Here is a 14127-nt window from a genome sequence, read left to right as displayed (position 1 = left end):
AGAGTTAAGTGGATACGCTTATCGCCAGTCAGATCGAAATAACATCATGAAAACAGCGATGCGTTTTGATCCGGCTCTGAACTCATTCGCCTCTCTCACCGGGAATGCATCGCCACGGGTTTATTCACCACTGCTCCCGTATCACCTTTTTCACCTGGTAGAACACCCGCTGGCAGACTGACCAGAACGCTGGCCATGCGGACGATGAGCGGGATACAGTTTTGTCCTTCAGGATTTGCCCCATCTCGCCAGAATTGCTTTCTTGTTCCACGACGGCGGACACTGCAGTGCTCTCCATCGCGACAGGCGGAACCTCAAGCTCCAGTGAAGGCTGATTTTCAGCAGGAATGTTGTCGCCCTCTGCTGCTGTCTCATCCTTGAGTTTAATCCCCTGCGTTTCGAGCCACGAGATATCCAGTTGCCAGGCATGACGAGATCGTGCCCGCCATACGTCAAAAGCTTCATCCACATAGTCAAATGCGCCCTGAAGAGACCAGCCGTTGACCAGAGCCAGATGAGCCACCGCTTCGTCCTTTTTACCCCGGAGCTCGCTGAACCCCATATGTTTGACTTCATGGCATGAAGGGCATAACGCGATGAGCCCTTTGAGGGTCTGATACTGATGGTCATCATCGTAATGCCAGATTTCATGGCACTCTACAGGCCATCGGGGCCCCTTTCCGCCGCAGACCTGGCATTTCCACCCTGCTGTTCTGGCCGTTTGTTGCCGTAACCGTTTCCAGTCCGTTGAAGATACCGCACTTCTGACGTTATCGAACCAGCATGTTCGGGGCACCAGCTCAATCGTCAGTCTTGGTGGGTAAAAGCTCACATCAGGTTCACCCTCCAGAGCCTTCAGCACTCCCTTTTGAAGATAATCCTGACAGACATCAGAAAGGTTATTTTTCCTGCACATCTCTGTAAGCCATTCTTCCGACCGGTTATCACGGATTTTACATACCATGTAGCGAAGCACTTCTTCATGGGGTAAAGGTACAGCCTGTTCAATATCAGGAAAAAGATCCACGAAGAAATCCTTTTGCAGAAGGCGTCACACCTCATTATACGAAAGGCTTTGAGGTGATTAAACGTGGTAAAGCCGCGCTCTTCGTCCTTAGTCATCGTGCATTTAGTGCCAGTGAATGGCCAATTGGAGCACCCAACTGCAAGCCACAATAAATACCTGAAAAGACGTAAAAGCGAATGCGACAGTGTCTTGGTCAACTAAATTTGGCCTCAGTACTGGCGGTATAACTGGTTAGGATTAAAAAAGTTGTTAAATTAGATAATCCTTAACTACATATAACATAGACTTTTACAGTTACCTCACCATCTTTTGAGTTTCTCACTCCCTCCAAATCTGCTATCAGGCCTGGTGCATTAGTTATGTAATGATTAGGATCGTATATTACGCACCATAGGTTCTTACAGCGGCTGTGTCGCCTGTAATGTTCAATATCGATGATAAGCTCATCACCTACTTTTTTAGCATGTGAGCGATCTCGTACAATTTTTGTTTCCAGCACCAATTCATGCACTGGAAGAAGGAAATCCATTCTGGTACTGGAGCCCGCATAGCTAGGGGTATACTCTTCGGGTCGTATATCCTGAATCCAGGGTCTCAACAGAGAGTGGAGTAAATCTTGCACGTCATACTCACTGTCAAACGTAAGAGGCTGGCTACCTCTTCTTCTATGCGTAAGAGGATGCATAGCTCGATGCAACCCTTTAACTAACCTTTCAATCAGTACCTCAACTTTTGTAGGCATTACGGGTTGTTGTAGCGCTTGAATAGTTTCCTCATTGGGGATATCAGTGGAGGGGATTTGACCTAAAGGCAACACTCTCCCAAAGCGGTAATATCTAAGGCCGTTATCATGTAATACGGCTTCAAGGTTGGCTTTCTTATCTTGCCACTCACTATATTTGTCGCTATTTTCTGAAGGTGGTGAATCCATGAATTCTTCAATGACGCTTCCCAAGACCGCCAAGCTATCCGTCTCAGGATCTTGTCCGGCTATGTAGAGCCAGTTCTTCCATCTGACACTATGAGTACCCTCAGGGTTGCCCGGTGCTCCTGCTGTTATAAAAAGATTTTCAAGTGCTGAATGTGACGCCGTGTTAGCTAACGTGTCGCCTACGGCTTTACATAATGATCTTGATAGGCGCATTAAACCTCCTGTTTAAATAAGCAATTTATCATTATACCATTGACCTGCTCCCCGTTGATTAACTTAGTGTAGAGTGAATACGTCCGCTTCTGGCACAAAGCTGACCTTCAATTTCCTATTACAATGGTCCCAGACAAGTCCGGAAGAGCAAGTATATAAATATGCAACCCATAAAAAACCCTCTGTAAAAGCAGAGGGTTAATATCTTGCATGTGGCACGAACCGCTATACCCTAGCTACCCATCATTCCCACTCAATCGTAGCCGGTGGCTTCCCGCTGATGTCATAGACCACGCGCGAAATACCATTAACTTCATTGATGATGCGGTTAGAGACGCGCCCCAGGAAATCGTACGGCAGGTGCGCCCAGTGTGCGGTCATAAAGTCGATGGTCTCAACTGCACGCAGGGAGACAACCCAGTCGTACTTACGGCCGTCGCCCATCACACCTACGGAGCGTACCGGCAGGAACACGGTGAACGCCTGGCTCACTTTGTTATAGAGGTCAGCTTTACGCAGCTCTTCAATGAAGATAGCGTCAGCGCGACGCAGCAGGTCGCAGAACTCTTTCTTCACTTCGCCCAGCACGCGCACGCCCAGACCCGGACCCGGGAACGGGTGACGGTAGAGCATGTCGTACGGCAGGCCCAGCTCGAGACCAATCTTACGCACTTCGTCTTTGAACAGCTCACGCAGCGGTTCAACGAGGCCCATCTTCATCTCTTTCGGCAGGCCGCCCACGTTGTGGTGGGATTTGATAACGTGTGCTTTACCGGTCGCGGATGCAGCGGACTCGATAACGTCAGGGTAGATAGTCCCCTGCGCCAGCCACTTAACGTCTTCCAGCTTCAGCGCCTCTTCGTCAAATACTTCAACGAATACGCGGCCGATGATTTTACGTTTCGCTTCCGGATCGTTCTCACCGGCCAGCGCGTCGAGGAAGCGCTGCTCGCCTTCAACGTGAACGATGTTCAGGCCGAAGTGGTCGCCAAACATATCCATCACCTGCTCGGCTTCGTTCAGGCGCAGCAGGCCGTTGTCCACGAATACACAGGTCAGGCGATCGCCAATGGCGCGGTGCAGCAGCATCGCGGTCACGGAGGAGTCCACGCCGCCGGAGAGGCCAAGGATCACCTTGTCATTGCCAACCTGCTTGCGGATACGCTCAACGGCATCGTCGATGATTTTAGCCGGGGTCCACAGCGCTTCGCACTCGCAGATGTCGCGCACAAAGCGCTCCAGCATACGCAGGCCCTGACGGGTGTGGGTCACTTCCGGGTGGAACTGCACGCCGTAGAAACGCTTCTCTTCGTTAGCCATAATGGCGAACGGACAGGTCTCGGTGCTGGCAACGGTCACAAAGTCTTCCGGGATAGCGGTAACTTTGTCGCCGTGGCTCATCCACACGTCCAGCAGCGGATTGCCCTCTGCGCTCAGGGAGTCCTCAATACCGCGCACCAGCGCGCTCTGAGTTTTCACTTCAACCTGAGCATAGCCAAACTCACGCTCGTTAGAGCCTTCAACGTGGCCACCAAGCTGCATCGCCATCGTTTGCATACCGTAGCAAACGCCGAATACCGGTACGCCTGCCTCAAATACATACTGCGGCGCGCGCGGGCTGTTGTGTTCAGTGGTGCTCTCCGGGCCGCCGGACAGGATGATCCCGTTCGGGTTGAACTCACGGATTTGGGCTTCGGTGACGTCCCAGGCCCACAGCTCACAGTAGACGCCCAGCTCACGCACGCGGCGGGCAACAAGCTGGGTGTACTGCGAACCAAAGTCGAGGATAAGAATGCGATGCTTATGAATATTGTCGGTCATTGACGATTGTTCCGAGGCAGAAGCAGATAGAGAAAATAAGTGCCGGGCAGCGTTACGCCCACCCGGCCTATAAATTAAATCAGGAACCCATGCGGTAGTTCGGGGACTCTTTAGTGATGGTCACGTCGTGAACGTGGCTCTCCTGAATGCCCGCTCCGCTGATGCGTACAAATTCAGCCTGCGTACGCAGCGCGTCGATAGTACCACAGCCGGTCAGACCCATACAGGAGCGCAGGCCGCCCATCTGCTGGTGAATGATCTCTTTCAGGTAGCCTTTGTACGCCACGCGGCCTTCGATACCTTCCGGCACCAGCTTGTCAGCGGCGTTATCGGTCTGGAAGTAGCGATCGGAGGAGCCTTTAGACATCGCACCCAGCGAGCCCATGCCGCGGTAGGATTTGTAAGAGCGGCCCTGGAAAAGTTCGATCTCGCCTGGGGACTCTTCGGTACCGGCCAGCATGGAGCCAACCATTACCGCCGCCGCGCCTGCGGCGATTGCTTTAGCGATATCGCCGGAGAAGCGGATGCCGCCGTCAGCGATAACCGGAATGCCGGTGCCTTCCAGCGCTTCAACCGCGTCGGAAACCGCGGTGATCTGCGGAACACCCACGCCGGTGACGATACGGGTAGTACAGATAGAGCCTGGACCGATACCCACTTTCACCGCGCTGACGCCAGCGTCGGCCAGCGCGCGCGCGCCTGCGCCGGTAGCCACGTTGCCGCCGATGATCTGCAGGTCAGGGTATTTAGCACGGGTCTCACGAATACGCTGCAGCACGCCTTCAGAGTGGCCGTGGGAGGAGTCGATCAGCAGGACGTCAACGCCAGCGGCAACCAGCGCATCAACGCGCTCTTCGTTGCCCGCGCCCGCGCCTACCGCAGCGCCTACGCGCAGACGGCCATGCTCGTCTTTACAGGCGTTCGGTTTACGTTCAGCTTTCTGGAAATCTTTTACGGTGATCATGCCGCGCAGGTGGAAGTTTTCGTCAACGACCAGCGCCTTCTCAACGCGTTTTTCATGCATTTTAGCGAATACGGCGTCGCGGGCTTCGCCTTCACGCACGGTAACCAGACGCTCTTTCGGCGTCATGTATACGCTTACCGGCTGGCTCAGGTCGGTAACAAAGCGCACGTCACGACCGGTGATGATGCCCACCAGCTCGTAGTCAGCGGTCACCACCGGGTAACCGGCGAAACCGTTACGCTCGGTCAGCTCTTTCACTTCACGCAGGGTGGTGGTCGGCAGTACGGTCTGCGGATCGGTTACCACGCCGGACTCATGTTTTTTCACGCGGCGAACTTCTTCTGCCTGGCGCTCGATGGACATGTTTTTATGGATAAAACCGATGCCCCCTTCCTGCGCCAGGGCGATAGCCAGGCGTGCTTCCGTCACGGTGTCCATTGCTGCGGAGAGCATAGGAATGTTCAGGCGAATGGTTTTGGTAAGCTGGGTGCTGAGGTCGGCAGTATTCGGCAGAACGGTAGAATGAGCGGGAACGAGGAGGACGTCGTCAAACGTCAGGGCTTCTTTAGCGATACGTAGCATGGGCAATATCTCTGACCGGGTGGTTAAATATTGCCGTGGCATTATACAGAGCGTAACCGATTGCATCTACACTTTTTTGGAAAAATAGTTGCGATTGCGGCCCATCGGGTTACTATCGATTAATTAACCTTCTGATTTAAAATTTGATCTGGCTCACATGTCATCGATGCAATCCCCCGCAATTTTTACCGTTAGCCGCCTGAATCAGACGGTGCGCCTGCTGCTGGAAAGAGAAGTTGGCCAGGTCTGGATCAGCGGTGAGATCTCAAACTTTACCCAGCCTGCCTCCGGTCACTGGTACTTCACGCTCAAGGATGATACTGCCCAGGTACGCTGCGCGATGTTCCGCAACAGCAACCGTCGGGTCACCTTCCGCCCCCAGCACGGACAGCAGATCCTGGTCCGCGCCAGCATTACGCTCTACGAGCCGCGCGGCGAGTACCAAATCATCGTCGAAAGCATGCAGCCGGCAGGCGAAGGCCTGTTACAGCAGAAGTATGAGCAGCTAAAGGCGAAGCTGGCAGCAGAGGGACTGTTCGATCAGCAGAGCAAGCAGCCACTCCCCTCCCCCGCTCACTGCGTGGGGGTGATCACCTCGAAAACCGGGGCCGCGCTACACGATATCCTGCACGTGCTTAAACGCCGCGATCCCTCCCTGCCGGTGGTGATTTACCCTACCGCCGTACAGGGCGAAGACGCGCCGGGACAGATCGTTCGCGCTATTGAGCTGGCGAACAGCCGCCGGGAGTGTGATGTGCTGATCGTCGGGCGCGGCGGCGGCTCGCTGGAGGATCTCTGGAGCTTCAACGACGAGCGGGTGGCGCGGGCGATTTTCGCCAGCCAGATCCCCATCGTCAGCGCCGTCGGCCATGAAACCGACGTCACCATCGCCGATTTTGTGGCCGACCTGCGTGCGCCGACGCCGTCCGCCGCCGCAGAGATGGTCAGCCGCAACCAGCTTGAGCTGCTGCGTCAGCTGCAAAGCGGCCAGCAGCGACTGGAGATGGCGATGGATTACTACCTCGCTAACCGCACCCGTCGCTTTACCCAGCTGGAGCATCGGCTACAACAGCAGCACCCGCAGCTGCGGCTGGCGCGTCAGCAAACCGTGCTTGAGCGGCTGCGCCAGCGGATGACCTACGCGATGGATAACCAGCTTAAGCGTTCAGGTCAGCGTCAGCAGCGGATGGCCCAGCGTCTTAACCAGCATTCACCGCAGCCGCGTATTCATCGCGCCCAGAATCGGGTGCAGCAGCTGGAGTACCGTCTGGCCCAACTGATAAGCGCCAGGCTCAGCGCCACCCGCGAACGCTTCGGCAATACGGTTACGCACCTGGAAGCCGTCAGCCCCCTCTCCACGCTGGCACGCGGCTACAGCGTAACCACTGCAACAGATGGCAACGTGCTGAAGCAAACCAAACAGGTGAAAGCCGGAGATATGCTCACCACCCGCCTGGCGGATGGCTGGGTGGAAAGTGAAGTGAAAGGCGTGACCGTTGCTAAAAAAACACGGGCACGCAAAAAAACCTGACCTGACGCTAGCTCGCCTGATGATGTTTATCAGGCGTAACGGCAAGCATTATCCAGGACAGGCCAGAAAAAACAGCCAATGCGCCAACCGCGCCGATAGTGCCATAGAGCTGTCCAAAGAGAATCGAGCCTGCTACCTGCCCAGCGGCCAGCATCAGAAAAGCCATACTGACGCCGGCCGCTGGTGAAGGTTGAGCAATCGCCGCGCCCTGTACCAGCAGCACGCCGGACAAAATGACATATCCTGCGCCACTCATCGCCACCACCGGAAAAAGCCACCTGTTAAAACCGTGGCTCACAGCCAGCGCAGCTAAAGACGCTGCCATAAAGAACTGCGATCCCCAGTAAACGCCCCGCATGCCGATACATCGCGCCACGGTGCCGGTAAACACGGCGATGACGCCTGCTCCGCCGCTTACCAGCCACAGGATATTTGTCATCGCGCTATCCACGTTGGTGTGCTGCTGAAGTAACTCAGGCCCAAAGCTCCACCATGCCGCGCTGGCAATACCGCTGACAAAAGCAATAACTAACAGCCGAAACATGCCCGGCTTGCGAAAAAGGGCGCGCCAGTGCGGCGATCCCTCTGTCGATTTAGACGCACTTTTAGGCAGAGTACGCCACGCAGCGAGCAGGCATACCAGCGCCAGTAAAGCGAAAACCATGCAGGAGACACGCCACCCGCCCGGCATGAAAAAAAGAATGGGGACGGACAGAATGATGCCCCCGCTTGTTCCGGCGTTAATGGTCGTATTCACCTGCGTCTGGCGTTCATCAGGGACGGCGTCGTTCACGGCCCCCGCCAAGGCGGGAGAGGCCAGTCCAGAGCTTGTACCTGCAACAAACAGGCCGAGCGCCAGATAGAGCGGCGCAGCCGCAAAAGCCAGGATAAGCAACCCGACGGCGGCCACAACGGCAGCCAATATTGCCGTGACGCGTGGGCCGAAGCGGCTGGTCAAAAAGGACGCGATGAAGACGGATAAGCAGTAGGCTACGTAGCTGCAGGCGGCAATTAAGCCAGCGACTTCTGGCGTGAAAGGGATCTCCTGCCGAATATCGGGCAGCATGAGCCCCCATGAAAATCTCGCCATCCCATAGGTTACGGCGATCAAGGCAAAGCCGGTGACTCCCAACGCTACGTCTCTTTTCATTACGTTTCTCTTTTTATGAGCAGTTAAAAACGTAAGTGCTAAGAGATGATTGCGCAAATTTTGTGATTAGGCGTCAGGCATGACGAACTCGACGCGCTTTTTCGAGATCAGCCCGTGGCCGTGCTGGCAGAAGTAATCTACCGCGCCGCAGGCCTTGAGCACCTCTAATGGCTGATGGCAATCGGGGCAGCGTGCTTCTAACGCCACATCGAGGTTACAATTTTCACAATGCGCATGGGTGCCAACAAGCTCCATCGGCTTATCACAGTTAGGACAGGTCAGTTGCATAACGCCTCCAGGTGTTAAGGTGCAGCATCGAGATGGACTCTAACACTGTAGCCTGCGTTCTTGAAGGAATAGACATTTCCGCGAACGTGTAAATAAATCTGCCCGTCTTTCACTTCTGCATTAGCCTTATAGTCGTCAGTGATCATAATAGGTTCCACATCTTTTACATGCGCCATGAAATCATCAGGACTTTTCTTGGCATCATAGAGATAGTAACGATATGTATCCTTTGAAAGTGAACTAGACGCCGCCTGGGTGATATACAGAGTTAGCTCATCGTTTACACTCATACTACCCTTCAGCTGTTCATATACGGTAAACAGATCACGGAACTGGTACGCCCAGAACCCAAAGATAAGCAAAACAAAAACAGCCCCAGTACGCCAGTTAAACCCTCTCTTCATGGCGCAGCATCAAGATGAATAGCAACGCTATGGATATCAGCACCACTTCGATACAAAGCAGGGCTATCAAAAGAGTAAATTTCACCGTGAACGCGGAGGTAGATTTGGCTATCCTTCACGTTCAGTACGGCTTTTTCATCCTTCGTGTTTAGGAAAGGCGCAGCGTCAGCAATATTAGTCATGAAATCATCATCGCTTACTTTTGCATCCACCACGTAATAACGGTACGAATACGCTGTCGTCGCTCCCGCATCGGTCTGTACTACATAGATATTCGCCTTCTCGCTTACAGGAACTTTTTTATAGAGCGTATATCCCACAGGGAAAAGCCAGCTGGGCAGCATATACGCTATCCATGCCAGTAAAATGACGACAAGAGCGAAGATGTATCGCTTTTTAAAAGCCCGTTCTCTTTGCATGACTGCCCTTACCGGAATGAACTTGTACCATCCTCAAGACCAAGAGTTCACATAGGGTACGACTTTAGAGATACCGATAACTTGCGCTTTAATGCTTCGTTATGTGCTTTATGGATATAAAAAAGCCCGCGGGAAGCGGGCTTAATTTGAGATGTTACCCGGCGTTAACGGCCGGTTTAGCCTGCGCATTTTCCAGCATGCGGCGGACCGGAATAATCAGGACAATCAGCACCGCGGCACAGATCAGCAGGGCAACGGAACAACGGGCGAAGAGATCTGGCAGCATATCAAGCTGGTCGGCCTTCACGTGACCGCCAATCAGGCCTGCCGCCAGGTTACCCAGCGCGCTTGCGCAGAACCACAGCCCCATCATCTGCCCGCGCATTCTTTCCGGAGCCAGCAGGGTCATGGTCGCCAGACCAATCGGGCTGAGACACAGCTCGCCAAGCGTCAGCATCAGGATGCTGCCCACCAGCCAGAAGGGAGAAACCCCTGCCCCGCCGTTGTTCAGCACGTTCTGTGCCGCCAGCATCATCAAGCCGAAGCCTGCCGCCGCAAAGAGAATACCGATCACGAACTTGGTGATGCTGCTCGGGCGAATGTTCATGCTCGCCAGCTTCGGCCACGCCCAGCTAAATACCGGGGCCAGCAGAATGATGAACAGCGCGTTGATTGACTGGAACCACACGGCAGGGATTTCAAAATTACCGATCATGCGGTTTGTATAGTCATTGGCGAACAGGTTGAACGAGGTCGGCTTCTGCTCAAACGCAGACCAGAAGAACGCCGCGGAGACTAGCAGGATAAAGCAGACCAGCAGTCGGGCCCGCTCTTTACGGGTCAGGCCCGCAAAGATAAACAGGTAGATAAAGTAGAGCGCCACCGATGCAGCAATCACATAGACCAGCATGCTGGCGACCGCGACCGGGTTGATGACAATCACGCCCTGCGCGATCAGCGTAACGACCACCGCCACGCCAACCGCCAGCGCCAGCAGCCACATGCCCACGCCGTTTCTCTTCACCACCGGGTTGTTCCAGGTAGAGTCCAGCCCCACTTCGCTGTCGTAGCGTTTCATGGCTGGAACGGCAAACACGCGGAAGATAATCAGCGCCACCAGCATCCCGATGCCGCCGATACCAAAGCCCCAGTGCCAGCCGTGGCTTTTAATCAGCCAGCCGGAGATCAGCGGCGCAATAAAGGAGCCCATATTGATGCCCATATAGAACAGCGAGAAACCGCCGTCGCGACGCGCATCCCCTTTTTTATACAGCGTGCCGACCATGACCGAGATACAGGTCTTGAACAGGCCAGAGCCGAGCACGATGAACATCAGGCCGATAAAGAACAGGTTGTCGCCCATAAAGGCAGAGAGTGCAATCGACAGGTGGCCGAGGGCAATCAGGATTGAGCCGTACCAGACTGCGCGCTGCTGGCCGAGCCAGTTATCCGCCAGCCAGCCACCCGGTAGAGCAGCAAGATACATAGTACCGGCAAAAATGCCGACAATGGCAGAGGCATTCTCACGCGCCAGCCCCATCCCGCCGTCATACACGGTGGCCGCCATAAACAGGATCAGCAGCGGACGGATGCCGTAAAACGAGAAACGCTCCCACATCTCGGTGAAGAACAGCGAGCCGAGCGGCCAGGGATGGCCGAAGAACGTTCGGCTCTCTTGGTGATTAACAGAGGATTGCATATTTCTCCCGAAAGGTATGTCGTTGTGCAGGTGAACACCGCGATGTACGCCGGCCAGTTACGTATCTGACCGATTTTTTTACATACGGCGAAGGGTTATCTAACCATTTGATAATCTGGCGCTAGTTTTGTCTAGCCCCAACCCCGGGACTTTAAGACGAAAACTCGACGTTTGTCTACTTTCTTAGTTTTAAAGTTGGCTAATAACGAATAGTGTTTGACATAGCGCAGGAAAATTTACGCTTTCAACAGACGAAAAAAACCCGCGACAGGCGCGGGTTTTATCGAATTTGGCAGGGATTACTTGCCTTTCTTAATATGCTTGATCAAACGCTTACGCTTACGCATCTGGTTCGGGGTCAGGGTGTTACGCTTGTTAGCGAACGGGTTATCCCCCTCTTTGAACTGGATACGGATCGGTGTACCCATGACGTCCAGCGATTTGCGGAAGTAGTTCATCAGGTAGCGCTTGTAGGAATCCGGCAGGTCTTTCACCTGGTTGCCGTGGATGACCACGATCGGCGGGTTGTAACCACCGGCGTGAGCGTATTTCAGCTTCACGCGGCGACCGCGCACCAGCGGCGGCTGGTGATCTTCTGCAGCCATGTTCATGATGCGGGTCAGCATCGCGGTGCTCTGGCGGCGGGTCGAGCTGTCATAGGCTTCACGCACGGATTCAAACAGGTTGCCGACGCCGCTGCCGTGCAGGGCAGAGATAAAGTGCACGCGCGCAAAGTCGATAAAGCCCAGACGGAAGTCGAGGGTCTCTTTAACCTGCTCTCTCACTTCATTGCTCAGGCCGTCCCACTTGTTGACGACGATGACCAGCGAGCGGCCGCTGTTGAGGATAAAGCCCAGCAGGGAGAGATCCTGATCGGAGATGCCTTCCCGGGCGTCGATCACCAGCATCACCACGTTGGCGTCTTCAATCGCCTGCAGGGTTTTGATTACCGAAAACTTCTCTACGGTATCGGTGATCTTGCCGCGCTTACGTACGCCTGCGGTATCGATCAGCACGTATTCACGCTCGTCGCGCTGCATCGGGATGTAGATACTGTCGCGGGTGGTACCCGGCATATCGTACACCACCACGCGATCCTCGCCGAGGATGCGGTTGGTCAGGGTGGATTTACCGACGTTCGGACGACCAACGATAGCCAGCTTGATCGGCAGATCCAGCGGGTTGAAGTCATCTTCCGGCTCTTCAACTTCTTCACCGTTCTGCTCGGCTTCGAACTGTGCCCAGTAGGCCGCGTCCTCATCCGCCTCTTCCTCTTCACGCGGATCGATTTCCTGCATCCACGGCACCAGCACGTGTTCCAGCAGGCTGGTCACACCACGTCCGTGCGAAGCGGCAATCGGGTGGATCTCGCCCAGACCGAGGGAGTAGAAGTCAAGGACTGCCTGATCGGGATCGAGGCCGTCGGTTTTGTTGGCAACCAGGAAGGTCGGTTTTTCACGCGAGCGTAGATGTTTGGCAATGGCCTCGTCGGCAGGCATCAGGCCTGCGCGGGCATCCACCATAAACAGCACCACATCCGCCTCTTCAATTGCCAGCAGGGACTGCTCGGCCATACGGGTTTCTACACCGTCTTCCGTACCGTCAATACCGCCGGTATCGATACAGATAAACTCGCGGCCTTCAACCTCGGCCCGACCGTACTTACGGTCGCGCGTCAGCCCCGGGAAGTCCGCTACCAGCGCATCACGAGTACGCGTTAAGCGGTTAAAAAGGGTGGATTTGCCAACGTTCGGGCGTCCGACAAGCGCGACCACAGGAATCATGTTTAAAGCCTCATTCAAAAAATCATTGTCAACGTCGCCGATTCGCGCCGCTGGTAAATCAGTAAAAATTAAAAACAGTAAAACGGCCCCTGAAACAGGAGCCGTTTTTCAATGCTAACGACCGCCGTATTTAACGCGTAATCGCGTAGAGCGTACCGTCTTTCGCCTGGATCAGCAGTTTGCCATCGGCGACAACCGGTTCGGTCAGCAGACCAGAGCTGTCAACTTTCTGCTGCGCCACGAAACGTCCGTCTTCCGGATTGATCCAGTGCATATAGCCTTCGCTATCACCCACTACGATAGATCCATTATACAACGCCGGAGAGGTCAGGTTACGGTGCAACAGATCGCTTTGTGTCCAGAGCGTGACGCCACCGTCAGTCGTCAGGGCCAGCACGCGATCGTTCTGGTCAACCAGGTAGATGCGGTTGCCGTCAACGATGAAATCGTTCACCGAGCCCAGCTCGCGTTTCCACATAATCTGGCCGCTGCGCAGATCCAGCGCGGTCAGGTTGCCGTTGTAGGCCAGCGTATAGACCACGCCGTTCACAACAACCGGCGTCGTATCGACGTCGCTCAGACGATCGATCTCCGTTGCGCCGGTGGCCTGGGAGATACGCTGCTGCCAGATCATCTGCCCCTCTTTCAGCATTATCGCGCTGACGCGGCCGTTATCGCCGCCGACAATCGCCGCGCCAAAGGCCGGAGCCGGAGCGGATTCACCGCGCAGCGACAGGGCTGGCATATCGAGGTTAACGGTCCACTTCACTGCGCCATCGCTCTCGTTCAGCGCCTGCAGCTGGCCGTTGCTGGTATGGATCAGCACCAGACCGTCGCTCACGACCGGACGGGAGAGCACTTCCCCGGCGGCGGTGGTCTGCCAGGCCTGGGAGCCATCATTAGTGTTCAGGGCATAGACCTGCGCCTTTTCACTGCCAACGTAGACGTGGCCGCCAGCCACCGTCAGGCCGCCGGAGAGCAGTGCCGGACGGGTGGAGAACCAGCCGCTCTTCTCGGCCAGGCTGACAGACCACACCTCTTTACCATCGTCTGCATTGACGGCTTTCACAGTCCCATGACGATCGGCAGCGTAAACCACGCTGTCGGCAAACGCCGGATGCAGGTTGGAGTAGAAGTCGCCAATGCCGTTGCCGACAGAGGTGCTCCACGCGGTGGACGGATTAAACTGGTTCTCTACCGTCGGCAGCGGGGACATTTTGACAACGTCCTCTTCGCCATTAAACAGAGAACAGCCACTCAGCAAGGTGACCGAAAGCAGCCCTGGCAGAAGTAATTTACGCAATTGCATCGGGT

General features: G+C 55.1%; 12 protein-coding genes. 1 reads left to right on the top strand and 11 read right to left on the bottom strand.

What is annotated here, in order from left to right; translation table 11 throughout:
• Window positions 1-124: 124 nt before the first annotated feature.
• The 4 genes from RTX96_RS15305 to guaB form a co-directional block, all read right to left on the bottom strand.
• Window positions 125-1027, bottom strand: coding sequence for a hypothetical protein (locus RTX96_RS15305; protein WP_312671498.1), 903 nt, complete (start codon window positions 1025-1027; stop codon window positions 125-127).
• A gap of 265 nt (window positions 1028-1292) precedes the next feature.
• Window positions 1293-2171 (bottom strand): transposase, encoded by an 879-nt coding sequence (locus RTX96_RS15300; RefSeq protein WP_312671497.1) that lies wholly within the window; start codon window positions 2169-2171, stop codon window positions 1293-1295.
• A 243-nt stretch (window positions 2172-2414) separates the two neighbouring features.
• Entirely contained in the window at window positions 2415-3992 is a 1578-nt protein-coding gene (gene guaA, locus RTX96_RS15295) for a glutamine-hydrolyzing GMP synthase (protein ID WP_312671496.1), read from the bottom strand.
• Between the two features lie 79 nt (window positions 3993-4071).
• Window positions 4072-5538, bottom strand: coding sequence for an IMP dehydrogenase (guaB, locus tag RTX96_RS15290; RefSeq protein WP_103818878.1), 1467 nt, complete (start codon window positions 5536-5538; stop codon window positions 4072-4074).
• A 157-nt stretch (window positions 5539-5695) separates the two neighbouring features.
• On the opposite strand from guaB, the gene xseA reads away from it, so the two are divergent.
• Window positions 5696-7069 carry an exodeoxyribonuclease VII large subunit gene (xseA, locus tag RTX96_RS15285; RefSeq protein WP_312671495.1) on the top strand — a complete coding sequence of 458 codons (1374 nt, stop codon included), beginning with the start codon at window positions 5696-5698 and terminating at the stop codon, window positions 7067-7069.
• A gap of 7 nt (window positions 7070-7076) precedes the next feature.
• On the opposite strand, the gene RTX96_RS15280 is transcribed toward xseA, so the two are convergent.
• The 7 genes from RTX96_RS15280 to bamB all read right to left on the bottom strand — a co-directional run bounded on the left by RTX96_RS15280 (window position 7077) and on the right by bamB (window position 14122).
• Complete coding sequence (locus RTX96_RS15280) at window positions 7077-8219, bottom strand: MFS transporter (protein ID WP_312671494.1); 1143 nt, start codon at window positions 8217-8219, stop codon at window positions 7077-7079.
• A gap of 66 nt (window positions 8220-8285) precedes the next feature.
• On the bottom strand, window positions 8286-8507 hold the full coding sequence (locus tag RTX96_RS15275) for a zinc ribbon domain-containing protein (RefSeq protein ID WP_103818875.1): 222 nt from the start codon (window positions 8505-8507) through the stop codon (window positions 8286-8288).
• 14 nt (window positions 8508-8521) lie between these two features.
• Window positions 8522-8911: a hypothetical protein gene (locus RTX96_RS15270; RefSeq protein WP_103818874.1), complete on the bottom strand. Its 390-nt coding sequence runs from the start codon at window positions 8909-8911 to the stop codon at window positions 8522-8524.
• Window positions 8908-9330 carry a hypothetical protein gene (locus RTX96_RS15265; RefSeq protein ID WP_312671493.1) on the bottom strand — a complete coding sequence of 141 codons (423 nt, stop codon included), beginning with the start codon at window positions 9328-9330 and terminating at the stop codon, window positions 8908-8910. Before RTX96_RS15265 ends, RTX96_RS15270 begins: the two co-directional genes overlap by 4 nt.
• A 154-nt stretch (window positions 9331-9484) precedes the next feature.
• Window positions 9485-11029 carry a peptide MFS transporter gene (locus tag RTX96_RS15260; RefSeq protein WP_312671492.1) on the bottom strand — a complete coding sequence of 515 codons (1545 nt, stop codon included), beginning with the start codon at window positions 11027-11029 and terminating at the stop codon, window positions 9485-9487.
• A gap of 299 nt (window positions 11030-11328) precedes the next feature.
• The gene (der, locus tag RTX96_RS15255) at window positions 11329-12813 is read right to left on the bottom strand and encodes a ribosome biogenesis GTPase Der (RefSeq protein WP_312671491.1); all 1485 of its coding nucleotides are present in this window, start codon (window positions 12811-12813) and stop codon (window positions 11329-11331) included.
• A gap of 130 nt (window positions 12814-12943) precedes the next feature.
• On the bottom strand, window positions 12944-14122 hold the full coding sequence (gene bamB / locus RTX96_RS15250; protein WP_312671490.1) for an outer membrane protein assembly factor BamB: 1179 nt from the start codon (window positions 14120-14122) through the stop codon (window positions 12944-12946).
• Window positions 14123-14127: the final 5 nt, after the last annotated feature.

The sequence above is a fragment of the Pseudescherichia sp. genome, from assembly GCF_032052675.1.
GTDB lineage: Bacteria > Pseudomonadota > Gammaproteobacteria > Enterobacterales > Enterobacteriaceae > Pseudescherichia.
Note: the sequence above shows the minus strand (reverse complement) of the source record. Positions and strands in the feature narration are given on the sequence as shown.

Coding starts and splice junctions, on each gene's coding strand:
- bamB (WP_312671490.1), bottom strand. CDS start 14,122: ATGCAATTGCGTAAATTACTTCTGCCAGGGCTGCTTTCGGTCACCTTG.
- guaA (WP_312671496.1), bottom strand. CDS start 3,992: ATGACCGACAATATTCATAAGCATCGCATTCTTATCCTCGACTTTGGT.
- RTX96_RS15275 (WP_103818875.1), bottom strand. CDS start 8,507: ATGCAACTGACCTGTCCTAACTGTGATAAGCCGATGGAGCTTGTTGGC.
- RTX96_RS15280 (WP_312671494.1), bottom strand. CDS start 8,219: ATGAAAAGAGACGTAGCGTTGGGAGTCACCGGCTTTGCCTTGATCGCC.
- RTX96_RS15270 (WP_103818874.1), bottom strand. CDS start 8,911: ATGAAGAGAGGGTTTAACTGGCGTACTGGGGCTGTTTTTGTTTTGCTT.
- RTX96_RS15300 (WP_312671497.1), bottom strand. CDS start 2,171: ATGCGCCTATCAAGATCATTATGTAAAGCCGTAGGCGACACGTTAGCT.
- RTX96_RS15260 (WP_312671492.1), bottom strand. CDS start 11,029: ATGCAATCCTCTGTTAATCACCAAGAGAGCCGAACGTTCTTCGGCCAT.
- guaB (WP_103818878.1), bottom strand. CDS start 5,538: ATGCTACGTATCGCTAAAGAAGCCCTGACGTTTGACGACGTCCTCCTC.
- der (WP_312671491.1), bottom strand. CDS start 12,813: ATGATTCCTGTGGTCGCGCTTGTCGGACGCCCGAACGTTGGCAAATCC.
- xseA (WP_312671495.1), top strand. CDS start 5,696: ATGTCATCGATGCAATCCCCCGCAATTTTTACCGTTAGCCGCCTGAAT.
- RTX96_RS15265 (WP_312671493.1), bottom strand. CDS start 9,330: ATGCAAAGAGAACGGGCTTTTAAAAAGCGATACATCTTCGCTCTTGTC.